This window comes from Fischerella sp. PCC 9605, from assembly GCF_000517105.1.
Taxonomy (GTDB): Bacteria; Cyanobacteriota; Cyanobacteriia; order Cyanobacteriales; family Nostocaceae; genus PCC9605.
In genome coordinates this window covers 520083-532956 of sequence record NZ_KI912151.1, presented here as the reverse complement: position 1 = coordinate 532956, position 12874 = coordinate 520083, and the positions used below count along the sequence as shown (strand labels likewise).

General features: G+C 46.0%; 10 protein-coding genes and 2 pseudogenes. 3 read left to right on the top strand and 9 right to left on the bottom strand.

Going from position 1 to position 12874, the window contains the following annotated elements:
* Positions 1-26: 26 nt before the first annotated feature.
* From FIS9605_RS0127390 to FIS9605_RS0127355, 7 genes and pseudogenes are all read right to left on the bottom strand, one after another.
* Positions 27-824 carry a DUF1269 domain-containing protein gene (locus tag FIS9605_RS0127390; protein ID WP_026735432.1) on the bottom strand — a complete coding sequence of 266 codons (798 nt, stop codon included), beginning with the start codon at positions 822-824 and terminating at the stop codon, positions 27-29.
* A 657-nt stretch (positions 825-1481) separates the two neighbouring features.
* Positions 1482-2366 carry an SMP-30/gluconolactonase/LRE family protein gene (locus FIS9605_RS0127380; protein ID WP_026735431.1) on the bottom strand — a complete coding sequence of 295 codons (885 nt, stop codon included), beginning with the start codon at positions 2364-2366 and terminating at the stop codon, positions 1482-1484.
* Positions 2367-2496: 130 nt separating this feature from the next.
* Complete coding sequence (locus FIS9605_RS0127375; protein WP_026735430.1) at positions 2497-3969, bottom strand: alpha-amylase family glycosyl hydrolase; 1473 nt, start codon at positions 3967-3969, stop codon at positions 2497-2499.
* A 441-nt stretch (positions 3970-4410) separates the two neighbouring features.
* On the bottom strand, positions 4411-7140 hold the full coding sequence (locus FIS9605_RS0127370) for an MGH1-like glycoside hydrolase domain-containing protein (RefSeq protein ID WP_026735429.1): 2730 nt from the start codon (positions 7138-7140) through the stop codon (positions 4411-4413).
* Positions 7141-7198: 58 nt separating this feature from the next.
* Entirely contained in the window at positions 7199-7750 is a 552-nt protein-coding gene (locus tag FIS9605_RS0127365) for an HdeD family acid-resistance protein (RefSeq protein ID WP_026735428.1), read from the bottom strand.
* An 82-nt stretch (positions 7751-7832) separates the two neighbouring features.
* Positions 7833-8025: pseudogene (locus tag FIS9605_RS0127360) on the bottom strand (SDR family oxidoreductase); the annotation flags it as partial.
* 133 nt (positions 8026-8158) lie between these two features.
* Positions 8159-8359, bottom strand: a pseudogene (locus FIS9605_RS0127355) (SDR family NAD(P)-dependent oxidoreductase); the annotation flags it as partial.
* Positions 8360-8755: 396 nt separating this feature from the next.
* On the opposite strand from FIS9605_RS0127355, the gene FIS9605_RS0127350 reads away from it, so the two are divergent.
* Together FIS9605_RS0127350 and cysE are read left to right on the top strand one after the other, a co-directional pair.
* On the top strand, positions 8756-9250 hold the full coding sequence (locus FIS9605_RS0127350; protein WP_026735425.1) for a hypothetical protein: 495 nt from the start codon (positions 8756-8758) through the stop codon (positions 9248-9250).
* A gap of 148 nt (positions 9251-9398) precedes the next feature.
* Entirely contained in the window at positions 9399-10166 is a 768-nt protein-coding gene (gene cysE / locus FIS9605_RS0127345) for a serine O-acetyltransferase (RefSeq protein WP_026735424.1), read from the top strand.
* Between the two features lie 71 nt (positions 10167-10237).
* Here cysE and FIS9605_RS0127340 read toward each other — a convergent pair whose 3' ends face one another.
* On the bottom strand, positions 10238-10822 hold the full coding sequence (locus tag FIS9605_RS0127340; RefSeq protein ID WP_026735423.1) for an Npun_F5749 family FMN-dependent PPOX-type flavoprotein: 585 nt from the start codon (positions 10820-10822) through the stop codon (positions 10238-10240).
* A gap of 4 nt (positions 10823-10826) precedes the next feature.
* Complete coding sequence (locus tag FIS9605_RS0127335; RefSeq protein ID WP_026735422.1) at positions 10827-11690, bottom strand: alpha/beta fold hydrolase; 864 nt, start codon at positions 11688-11690, stop codon at positions 10827-10829.
* A 353-nt stretch (positions 11691-12043) separates the two neighbouring features.
* On the opposite strand from FIS9605_RS0127335, the gene FIS9605_RS0127330 reads away from it, so the two are divergent.
* The gene (locus FIS9605_RS0127330; protein ID WP_026735421.1) at positions 12044-12859 is read left to right on the top strand and encodes a DUF1206 domain-containing protein; all 816 of its coding nucleotides are present in this window, start codon (positions 12044-12046) and stop codon (positions 12857-12859) included.
* The last annotated feature ends 15 nt before the right edge of the window (positions 12860-12874 follow it).

Sequence of the window (12874 nt, the reverse complement as noted above, 5' to 3'; positions counted from 1 at the left end):
AGTGAGCGATAGGAAACAAAATCCAACTAGACCGTCAAGGCTTCACGAGCTAAGCCGGCTGCTTGTTTGAGCTTCTCCTGTCGCTGTGCCACATCAGACTGAATCTCCGTAATCCGCTTGTCGATCTGAGCTTTTCTTCTATCACTAGCTGTTTTTGCCTGCTCTTCCAGTGCCATGACTTTGGCTCTGGCTTGCTGGTTAGTATCTTCCATCCACTTGTTTGCTGCATCAACTTTGGACTGAAGTTTGCTGCGAGTGGCATCAATTTTGGCTTGGAGTTGAGCTTTTTGCTCAGCCGTAGCCGTATTGAATTCTTCCTCCAATGCTTGCAGTTCTGCTTGAGTCTGTTGGATTTCGCGATCAAGTTGGTCATCAATGACTTCAGTGCGGAGTTTGCGGAACACTATTCCTCCAAGCGGTTCCATTGATGTGTCGAGAGGAGTTGTCCAGTATTCGTCAACGGATGCCACCACTGCTGCTTTTCCTGGAGTTAGCACTCTCCCCACATCATCGAGAAACTCAAGGTCAATACCCATCTGGTACATATCGCTTACTGCCCCACCGAGAGAGCCGCTAGCCATTCCCACAGCCATTCCAACCGGGCCTGCAAGTATACCCACCATACCGCCCAATACTGTACCAAACAGCGTCCCAAGGGGGCCTCCATCGACTTGGCGCACATCAACTTTACCGTCTGTGCTCTTAGCAATGACTGCGATCGCATAGAGGAGTAAGTCCGCTTGCTGATGCAGCTTTTTAAGTTCGTTCAAACCGCTGTAAGCTTTGCTTTCGTTATCGAAAACGACTACAACCATTTTTTCCATGTTGGTTTGCTCCTTAGTTTGAAACAGGACAATCCAGAAGCCAAAAACAGCAGGTCATACCAGAACTAATGTCAGAAATTCAATGAGTTAGCGTTAACAGTAACGTCACAATCAAAGTTATCTGTCACGCTTCGGGGTGTATCGATTGAACTAATCTTGCCGATTTTGTACTGCTCTCAATCATTGGGTTCGCTTCAGCCAGATACTCAAATTTAAGAAAGCAAACCCTAAAACTGCTGTGTTGGCGTTCCTGGAGAATGGGTTAATAAATCCCCTGCATGGCGATCGCTGTTCAAAAACCTACTCAAGTTAGAATTTGAACATGAGAATTTATAATCTGAACTTACCTCAGCAAATACACTTAGATAGACTCAAAAGTCTATACATTACTTCGGGTTTCAGTTGTTGAGTAAAAATTGTGTAACTATGTAGGCTCTTTGATGCCTACAAGCGATCGCTAATTATATTGGGGCTACTACGTTCTGCGCTATCGCCAAAGTAGAACAGCACTACACTACCTAATTTTTGATTTTTTCATACCTATACAAGTAGTTGCAACGGCAGATAAGACAATTAAGCTAGATTCAGTAGACAGAAAAGTTCTGTTTGATTCTCTAACACTTAAATTTCTCCAGCGTACCGCTACCTCTGCTGCCATCACTGCACTCCTGGCGAACTCAAAAACTGCCGAGTAGGCATTCCGGAGAAGTTGGTTGAGAGGTAAAATAAATCTCCGGCGTAGAACCCCTGTTGAATTTCAGTCTGGCTCAACCCGACTGATGCAGAGGTGATATAAAGGTCAGTCAGATGGCTACCCCCGAAGGTAAGGCTGGTTGGGCGCTGGATCGGCATTTTGATTCGCAAGATTTCCTGTCCTGCTGGGTTAAAGCAGGCAATGCACCACCCATCCCAGAGTGCAGACCAGAGGTTTCCCTGCTCGTCGATCGCCAGTCCATCCGGTTCTACAGCTTCTTTACTAAGATCAACCAGGATGCGGCGATTGCTAATGGTTCCCGTGGCCGCTTCATAGTCATAGGCATAGATTTTGTGTGGGGCGGAGTCGGTTAAATAAAACGTTGACCCATCGGGACTCCAACCTAACCCATTCGAGATCGTTAGCTCTGTTTCCATAACGTGCAGGGAACCGTCAGGGTCATAACGATAAAGCGCCGCCTGCCCTGGTGCTTCGCTGATGGAGCCAATCCAAAAGCGCCCTTGGGAATCACATTTGCCATCGTTGCAGCGGGTGTCGGGATGGGGAAACTCAATTTGGTAAAGGGAGACAATTTCGCCTGTTTGTGTATTGAGAAAGGCAAGGCGATCGCGTAGTGCAATAAGTAATCGATCACTGCCTGCCAAGGCAATTGCGCTGACCAGATCGCCTGTATCGAAATAGCGATCGCGTCCAGTGGCAGGGTCAAACTGGTGGACTCGGTGATTGTAAATATCGACCCAAAAAAGCTGTTGGCGATCGGCATCCCACACCGGGCACTCACCTAGGCGAGCACGAGCAGCAAGTAAATTTTTAACTGATTGGCTCATGAGGTTGCTACCAAATTCTCCAGGGGTCGTTTTGCAATACACTTATCAGGTTATTTGCCCAAAGTCCAGCAACAAAGCAGCGATATGGCGATGAATGGCAATGGCATCTGAGCATAGCCCCGTTACCTGGCTATGGCTGTAGATCAAACACATGGTAGCCCCATGCTGGCATGTCGAAATAGAGACCTGAAACCAGACTGTCGCCAGAGCGCTCATAAACAATGGAACTCATCAAATCCTTGAGGTGATATAGTTTGCCCGTTAAATCGTCGTCAGGCAGAGTGACGTAACACTGGCTCTGATGGGGTGCGTAGTTCACGATCGCTAGTAACCTTTGTCGTCTGGGATCTTCCCAGGTAAAGCTGATGAAGTCATTCCATGTCCAGTTACCATCCCAGGCGGGGGTGCAGTTGAGTAGTCGCCAGGTGCCTTCTCGCAAAACTGGCAACTGCAGACAGGCTAGCAGTTTGCGGTAGAAGGTGTACAGTTCTTCGTCAATGGGTTCGCTGGGCCCGCGTTGGAGATGCACCGAAATCTTATGTTTGAAGCCGTCTAGCTGCCCCTGGTGCAGGAAGCGTAGACCCGGACTGAAAAAGGTGAGGATGGCGGCAGCGCGATGCACTTCTAGTGGAAAGGTAGCAGCAGCGCGAGGTTCGTCGTGATTTTCCAGAAATCGAGCAGAGTTGTTCTGATAGTCTAGGTCTGCCCAAAAGTGTTCGCGCACGGGTTGGGCATGTTGTTCGCGCAGGCGATCGTAGAGGCGTTTGTCGTAGGTGTAGTCGAAACCTTGTTGTTGCAGCGTCCATTCCAAATCCCAATAAACTTCTGCCATGAAGACGAAGCCGGCATGATGCTGCCGCACTTTGGGGATGGCGGTTTGCCAGAAGGGTTCTGCTGCAATGCCCCAGGTGCGCTGGAAGATCTCTGGTAGAATCAGCATCGCCATATCGCATCGCACGCCATCACATAACTGAGCAATGGTCAACAATTCGCCTAGCATTGCCGCTTGCAGTGAGGGGTTGCCATAGTTGAGTTGGAGCGTATCAGGCCAACCTGCAAAGTAGGGGTCGCGTCCGTAGGCAAAGATGACTTCACCAGTGGGCAAAGACACTCGGCAATAGTTTTGAGGTTGTTGTGCCAGCAACGCTTCGGTTCCCTGGACAAAAAAATCGGGGTGAGTCTGCACCCAGCCATGATCGGGAGCCATGTGATTGGGAACGAAATCCAACATCAGTTTGAGTCCGCGCTGGTGGAGGCGATCGCGCAGTCGCTCTATGGCTGCGTTGCCACCCATGCGATCGCTGACAACGTAATCCTTAATGGCGAAACAGGAGCCACACACATCGTCTTCACTGAAGTCACTCAACAGTTGCCGATATTCCTCTAGCCACTCTGGGTTGGACAGAGAAACAGTTCGCCCCGCATCCCCCATCTGCCAAACCCCCAGGAAATAAACCCAGTCAAATCCCAAACTGGCGATTTCATCCAGGGCTGCATCGGAAATATCATCCAGAGTTGCGGGACGGTTCAATTGTTTAGACAGCAATTGTATCCAGACACGGGTGTTGACTTGATATAACACGGGATAGGTAGGTGTTGGCATGGTTCGGAACCTTCAATCGTAGTATTCATAATTGACTGCTCCCCGACCTGAAGGTACGGGGATTCTAAAAGGATGCGGAGCGACTCTTTAAAACCGCGTCGCTTTGCTTCTTTTTAGCTGTCACCCAGATGTAGATCCGGGTGGGATGAGTCAATGCATCCCTAGACACTCCACTTAAATCAAGTCCAAAATGCCAAAAGCTAAAAATCTTAAAAAAACGTCATATTACTCTTCTTTTTTTGACTTTTAACTTTTGACTTGATTTGGTGACTCAACTATTCACGCTGCTGGGGCGAGCCAAGAAAAAGCTCCAGCAAATTTTGCCCAACGACAATTTTGTTGAACCTGAGCAGAGCATAGGGCAAAAACCCTCTGATTGGCTAGGATCTTTGCTCGAATCCTCTGCCCCGCTGTTGACCTATGCAAGCAAACTACTTAAACTCAGTATTTTGTCAGTTCCCCGGGCGTTACAGTATCCAACACGGTTTTCTTGGTAAAGTAGCCCAAACCCTGAATTAGTCGGGCAACGCAGCCAGTCCATCCAGTTTGGTGGCTGGCACCAACTCCCGCCCCGTTATCTCCGTGGAAATATTCGTAGAACAGAATCAGATCGCGCCAGTGGGGGTCTGTCTGGAACTTCTCAGTACCGCCATAGACTGGACGGCGACCGGATTTATCCTTGAGGAAAATGCTCACAATCCGTTCGCTAATTTGCTGGGTGACATCAAACAGCGATAGGTACTTGCCAGATCCTGTAGGATATTCAACGGTAAAGGAATCGCCGTAGTAGGCATAAAGTTGAAGCAGCGATCGCAACAGCAAGAGATTGACAGGCATCCAGATGGGGCCGCGCCAGTTGGAATTGCCGCCGAACATACCTGAGGTGGAGTCACCCGGAACGTATCCCACTTTGTACTCCTGTCCGGCGTGATAGAAGCAGTAGGGATGCTCTAAGTGATAGCGAGAGAGAGAGCGAATTCCGTAATCACTTAGGAACTCGGATTCATCCAGCATTATGGAGAGAACGCGGCGCAGTTTGTCTTTGTTCAAGATAGACAGCATCAGCCGCCCCCGTTCGCCAAACTGATTGGGGAGATGAACATTTTGAGTCAGTTCGGGGTGCTGCATAATGAACTTTTGTGCCTCTGCTTTAAAGCGCGGCAGCTTGTCAAAGGCTTCACGCGGGAAAACAGAAACTGCCATCAGCGATAATAAACCCACCAACGATCGCACTTTTAAGCGGGTGGAGTTGCCGTCAGGAAAGCGCAGCACATCGTAGAAGAAGCCGTCTTCTTCATCCCAAAGTTCGTCTTGGTATTCACCAATCCGATCCATAGCTCCAGCAATCCACATGGTATGCTCAAAAAACTTGATCGCAAAGTCTTCGTAGAGTGGATCGTGGAGTGCCAGCTCAATCGCAATCTGAAACATCCGCTGACTGAAAAACACCATCCAGGCAGTGCCGTCTGCTTGGTCGAGATAGCCACCTGTGGGTAACGGTGAACTGCGATCAAATACTCCTATGTTGTCCAGTCCCAAAAATCCACCTTGAAACAAATTGTTGCCGCCTTCATCTTTGCGGTTGACCCACCAAGTAAAGTTGATCAGCAATTTGGAAAAGGCGTATTTGAGGAATTCGATATCTCCCACGCCGTTGTTCCGTTCGCGATCGCGGGTGTAAATTTCCCACGTGGCAAAGGCATGCACCGGCGGATTCACATCGCCAAAGTTCCATTCATAGGCAGGAATTTGACCGTTGGGGTGCAAGTAATCTTCTTGCAGCATCAGCATCAGTTGATTTTTGGCAAAGTCCGGATCGATTAAACTAATAGGAATCACGTGGAATGCCAGATCCCAGGCAGCGTACCAGGGATATTCCCACTTGTCCGGCATGGAAACAATATCATCGTTGTACATGTGAAACCAATCGCTGTTCCGCACGTATCTCCTGTTGGCAGCAAGCGTCCAAGGGGTAACGTTGTGCTTTCTCAGCCATTGATTCAGGTCGTAGTAAAAGTATTGTTTCGTCCACATCATCCCAGCCAGTGCTTGCCGCATAACGTTGGTGCGATCGCTATCCGCCAAAACCGATGGTGGAATCACAGTTTCATAAAACTCATCCGCTTCCTTTTGACGAGTCACAAACGTTTGCTCGAAGTCGCTGCCAAATGGCTCACTGACCTGAGTAGGAGCATTTTTTGAGAGGCGCAATCGAATGACCTGCGTCTGGTTTGCCCCAACATTAATTTCGTAATGGGATGAAACTTTTGTGCCAACATTGCTGGGATTAACGGCCTCCTGCTGCCCATGCACAATGTAATTGTTGATGCCGTCTTTTGCATAGTGGTTGGCATTGGGCGTGCCAAACAGCCGCTGATTGTTCGTTTCATTCTCCGTAAACAGCAGCGGAACGACGCCATCGCAGTAGAAGTAGTAATCGCTGATGTATTGATTCAGCAGGGTATCTGTAATGTGGGCATGCACCACACTGTTACTTGTTTCCTCATGCTTAGTTAATACAGGCTTGGTTCCACCGTTTTCCCAAGACCAAGTGTTACGGAACCACAAGGTCGGTAGCACATGAATGGTAGCCGCTTCAGGCCCCCGGTTAGCAATGCTGATTTTAATCAAAATATCTTCGGCATCAGCTTTGGCGTATTCCACAAAGACGTCAAAGTAGCGATCGTCGTCAAAGATGCCCGTATCTAAAAGTTCGTATTCCAGTTCATAACGACTGCGACTGCGATTGGTGCTAACCAAATCATTGTAAGGAAACTCTGCCTGGGGATATTTGTAGAGGTACTTCATGTACGAATGGGTGGGCGTGCTATCGATGTAGAAGTAGTACTCTTTTACATCTTCGCCGTGGTTGCCTTCGCCATTAGTCAACCCAAATAACCGCTCTTTGAGGATGGGGTCTTTGCCATTCCATAGCGCCAGTGCAAAGCAGAGCAAGTTATGGTTGTCAGTGATACCACCCAATCCATCTTCGCCCCAGCGATACGCCCGCGATCGCGCGTGGTCGTGCGGGAAATAATCCCAGGCATTCCCATCAGAACTGTAATCTTCACGCACAGTGCCCCACTGGCGTTCACTCAGATACGGTCCCCATTTGTACCAATCGACTTTGCCAGTACGGTTTTCTTCAAGCCGCTGCTTTTCTGCGGTCATACATGTCTCCCAATCACCTAAATATTTGATTTTCAGATTCTATCTGGTCTATATTGCATCAGATTCTCGATAGATGGTTACGAATCGCCCAGGGAAGCATGATCATCCAAGTGCCCGTAAATACAAAACTAACTGCTGTGAACATGCCCAACAACCAAATTGCATTGAAGGGCCACCGATACAAAATCAAAATCCCCAAAATAATTGCGATGATGCCGCTGAACAACATCCAGCCCCAGTTTGGTTCTGGACGCACTTTGAATGCCGCAATCACTTCAAGAATCCCCTGAGCCAAAATGACCCCTCCACAGGCTAAGGTGAGAGTGAGCACAGCCGCAAAGACGTTGCCCAGCAACAGAATCCCGGTAATAACGTAGAGAATTCCGATTAGTAGCTTTGGCCAGAAACCCCGTTGTCGACGCGATTGAACAGCATGAATGATTCGGATGATACCCGCAAACAGAAAAACCCAGGAGAAGACACGCGCAACAGCAATTGTCGCAAAGAACGGTTCGACGATCGCGGCTATGCCCAGCACAATCATCAAAATGCCCAGCGCAATAAACCAACCTAAGTTTTGTCTGACTTCATCAATCGTTTCAGTTTTCATAACAGTTTCTCCAACGGGATTAATGCCTTTAGCTTGTGGCAATTAGCCATCCTGCGTCAGATGAGCCGCTTGATCAATGCACCTATGCTGACCATGCTTCTGGTAAAGTTGGCATAGGCATAGAGGGTGAGTCCACCGTCAATAAACAACGTTTGTCCAGTGATGTAGGCGGCTTCATCTGACACCAGAAAAGCAACCGCAGCCGCCATCTCGTCAGGAGTTCCTGCTTGCTCCATCGGGATGTGGCTTTCAACGATCGCTTTCTTTTCTAAATCGGCTGTTCATACCAAGTTGCGTTCAGATATAGCAATTCGTGCCCTCTCCCTCTCCCCTCTCCCAAATTGGGAGAGAGGTGCCGATAGGCGGGGTGAGGGAAGAACTATTTTTGAATGCAACTTAGTATCAGCTTGTGGCTCTGGGCGCGATCGCATTCACGTAAATCTCCCGATTGGCATACTCCAACGCTAGAGTTTTGGTTAAATTTCCCATTCCTTCTTTGCTGATGGAGTAGCTGAGATACATCGGGCAAGGAATAATTTCGTGAACGCTAGAAACATTGATAATTACACCGGAACGCTGTTGTGCCAATAGGTGCTTGATGGTTTCTCGCGGATATCGATCTCCTATGCACTACCTGAATGTAGACAGGTTTTTATTATCAGCATTTCATCAATTTTTGCCTTGTTCAATGGCAGATAAGCCAGTTAAGCAGAATTTTTGACTCAGTTAATAAAAACAAGACAGTTAAGCGGAGGCATTAGTTACTACCATTACAGACAACAAACAGGCAAAGCGCGAAAAACTTCAGTTGTGGGTTTAAAGCCCACATTTTTTAGTGTGGGTCCACTGTTCCTCGTTCCTCGTTCCCTTTTGAATATTGGTAATGACAAGCCCCCTCTTCGTTGTGGCACATTTCAATGTGGCACAGCGCATATAATTATTGTCAGTAATTTCTGTTATTCTCTGTATATAATATAACTATAATTTTTTCGTTGCAGGGCTACTGTGAACAAATGTTGCTCCCAGCTTCTTTACAGAGGTAGTTTGACTCTTGCTTTACTTGCAGCTATTGTCCCTGTACCTGTAGTAGCAGATACAGCAACTAATTTTGGCAAAATCACTCTTTCACCAGACTTTGAAGCAACTCAAGGAACAGTAGCAGGATATACTGGCGGTTCTTATTCCCTATCAGCTATTAGTAATCGCGATCGCAACAAAAATGCCTGCATTGGCTTTGCCGATCCTACTCCAGATCACATCCTAATTTTGAAAAAAAACTTTCCCCATTTAAAAATACAAGTTAACAGTAAAGGCTACGACACAACTTTACTCATCCAAGGCCCAGACAAATCAACCATTCGTTGTGGTGATGACACTGGTGACAGTAAAGACGCCAGCATCGAAGACAAAGACTGGAAAGCAGGAACCTACAAGATTTGGGTAGCAACCTTCAATTCTGGAGTCAAGCGAGATTATACGCTTTCAGTACAAGAGAGATAGTATTTGTTGGTGGTTGGTGGTTAGTGGTTGGTTGGAACAAACACCAAACAACAATCAACTAACAACAAACAACTAACAATTTTATAGATACCACCTTAAACGTTAAGATAGAGTGTAGCTTGTTTGGCACAACGAGGGTAAATTAAGCGTGCTATCTACACTCACTGCTGATTTTCGCATTATATTTGAGCGTGACCCAGCTGCCCGTAACTGGTTGGAAGTATTGTTTTGCTACCCCGGTTTGCAAGCTCTGTTGTTTCATCGGCTGGCTCATTGGCTGCATCATGTTGGTATTCCCTTTATCCCTCGCTTGATTTCCCATATTGCCAGGTTTCTCACCGGAATTGAAATTCACCCTGGTGCTGCGATTGGTAGGGGTGTATTTATTGACCACGGTATGGGAGTAGTGATTGGCGAAACAGCGATCGTGGGAGACTATGCCCTGATTTATCAAGGTGTCACCCTTGGTGGTACTGGTAAAGAAAGTGGTAAACGACATCCAACTTTGGGTGAAAATGTCGTTGTCGGCGCAGGAGCAAAAGTGCTGGGCAATATCCAAATCGGTAATAATGTCCGCATCGGCGCTGGTTCAGTGGTTTTAAGGGATGTACCTTCTAATTGCACTGTGGTAGGCATACCCGGTCGCATCATCTATCGTTCTGGAGTGCGGGTTGCACCACTAGAACACAACAATTTACCAGATTCCGAAGCAGAAGTAATCCGCGCTTTGGTTGACCGTATTGAACTGCTAGAACAACAGGTACAAACCTTACAGCAAAAAGATTCTGATACAAAAACTCTTGTTCTAGTAAATAAATTGGTTGCCAAAGACGAAGGCGACACGCCAGAAGATGCACCCTGTTGCAATATCAGAGATAAGGCTATTCAACAGTTTCTCGATGGTGCTGGAATTTAGTCAATGGTCAACAGTCAATAGTCAAAAGTTAATGGACTATGGACTATGGACTCTTGACTCTTGACTAATATTTAAGGATTAATTGCTTGGCTAGACCAACCTTCTTGGCGATCGTAGCAATAGAGCCACCGGTTTTGTGGTTCACCACGCAATTCTAAGTGGTCTACCTGTATTGGATCGAGCAGCAGTAAACAAAAATTTGGTAGTGGTTGTATGGGATCTGGCTGTGGTGGCGCAAAAGCCGTTTGCTCCTCAACTCTTGGTTTACCAGGATAAGGCCAAGCAAACTGTAAACGCGCTGCATCGCTAAGTTCTTGCCAGGTGTTGTTGCGGGCTTGTTGGAGGACTGGGTGAGAATTATCGCTGTTTACTAGAGTTAAGCAGCCACTAATGCGGAATTGTTCGCGCGTGTTGGGGAAGTACCAACAAACTTCTGCCCAAGGTTGTTGTTGGATTTGGTCGGCTTTTTCGCTGCGAGTATCGGTGATAAATTTTAGCTGGTTGGTATCTTCTAAGAAGCTGCGAAAAACCACAGTACGATTAGCGGGGCGACCATTTGCTCGTACTGTTGCCAATTGCAGGTAACGAGCATAAATAAGACTGCGGTTGCGATGGAGAGCACGGGCGATCGCACTTCGCCAAGGAGCAACAGACATAAATTTAAAGTCCCAGAAACTCCCGCATATACTGATTCACTAATTCGGGGCGTTCCTGCTGCACCCAATGGCTACAGTTGGGTATATATCTGATTTGCAAGTTTCTCACGTAGGCTTCTGTGCCATAGGTGAGTTCTTTTCCCAGTGCGGTATCTTTCTCTCCCCAAATCATCAATGTCGGTACTTCTAAAACGCTCCAACTTTGATTGAGCATTTTCTGCTGAAAAATATTGCGGTAATAGTTCAACATTGCTGTCAGCGCACCGCGTTTAGCTGCGGCATCTTTATAAGCATCTATATCTGCTTGAGTGAAAGCACTTTTGTTAACTGCCATACCCTTGAAAGCATTTTCAATTGTTTGATAATCAAACGATTGAATTAGTAATTCCGGTACCCAAGGCAGTTGAAATAAAAACATATAAGAACTTCTGAGCAGTTGCCCAGGAGTGCGTAAACCTTCACTAAATTTAGCTGGGTGAGGAATGTTGAGTATAATTAATTTCTCTACCATTTCTGGATGGGCGTAAGCAAAACACCAGGCGATCGCACCTCCCCAGTCATGTCCAACCAAAATGCACTGTTCATACCCTAATCCCCTAATTAAGCCCTCAATATCCTTAATAAATTCATCCATCACATAAGCCGATTGCTCTTTTGGTTTTTCGCTGTCGTTATATCCACGCAAATCCACAGCGATAACTTTAAAATTTTGAGAAAATTCAGGAATTTGATGCCGCCACGAATACCAAAACTCAGGAAAACCATGCAGCATCAACATCAATGGCCCTTCTCCTTGAGTGACGTAATGCAGTTTTACACCGTTGGTATTGATATATTCATGCTTCCAATTAGCTTCTAGTACTGACATAATTTACATGCCTCCTGCAAAATATGAACTCTAAGTCACTAACAATTTAAAATTAGTCGTGGTGAAATTTATAGGTAGATTTATTCAGTTGATAATTATAATTTATAAATTTCATATTTTTTGAATCTATCTATATTCAATATTAATATACATTACTTTTCAATCAAGTATATATTAATATTTTGAGATTAGATGAATACTATGAAATTTCCAAACACTTGTAAATTGATATTTGCTTTATCTCCTCTGCGTTTTCTAAAATTAATTAAAAAAATATCAAATTCTCCTTCAAGGTGGATGTAATTGGTTGAGAAATCTTGCTAAAAGCATAGCTATGATTGTATTCAAAGACTATGGCACAGCAACTAATACATCAGCCTTCATCATGGATTGATCGACTAGCTCGATTTGGTTATATATCCAAAGGAGTAGTTTACGCTATTGTCGGACTACTGGCATTACAAGCAGCAGTGGGAAGCGGTGGTAAAACTACAGATCCTCAAGGGGCTCTCCAAGAAATTGTGAAGCAGCAATTTGGTCAGTTGTTGCTAGTTTTAGTAGCAATAGGCTTGATTGGATATGTGATTTGGCGTTTTGTAGAGGCTATAAAAGACCCAGACAATAAAGGTACAGATGCCAAAGGATTGGCACAGCGATTTGGTTATGCAATTAATGGTTTGATCTACGCTGGTTTAGCTTTTACCGCTATCAAACTTGCTCTTGGTACAGGTGGAAATAGTAATAGTAATTCCACCCAAGATTGGACGGCACGTTTGCTTTCTCAACCCTTTGGTCAATGGTTAGTTGGAGCAGGAGGAGCATTTATAATTGGTTTGGGTTTTTATCAGTTTTATCAAGCCTTTAGTAGAAAAATTCGTAGAGAACTCAATTTAAATGAATTGAGCAACGCAGAACGCAACTGGGTAATGGGAATTTGCAGATTTGGCGTGGCAGCACGGGGTGTTGTATTCTGCATTATTGGCTGGTTTTTAATTCAAGCTGCAACTCAGTATGATGCTAGTCAAGCAGGAGGTTTAGGTGAGGCATTGCAGACTTTAGCCCAACAACCTTACGGGCCTTGGCTTTTAGGTATTGTAGCATTAGGTTTGATTGCCTATGGCATTTATATGGTAGTGCAGGCGCGATATCGTCAGTTTGCAACTAATTAAAAAAATTCTGTCAGA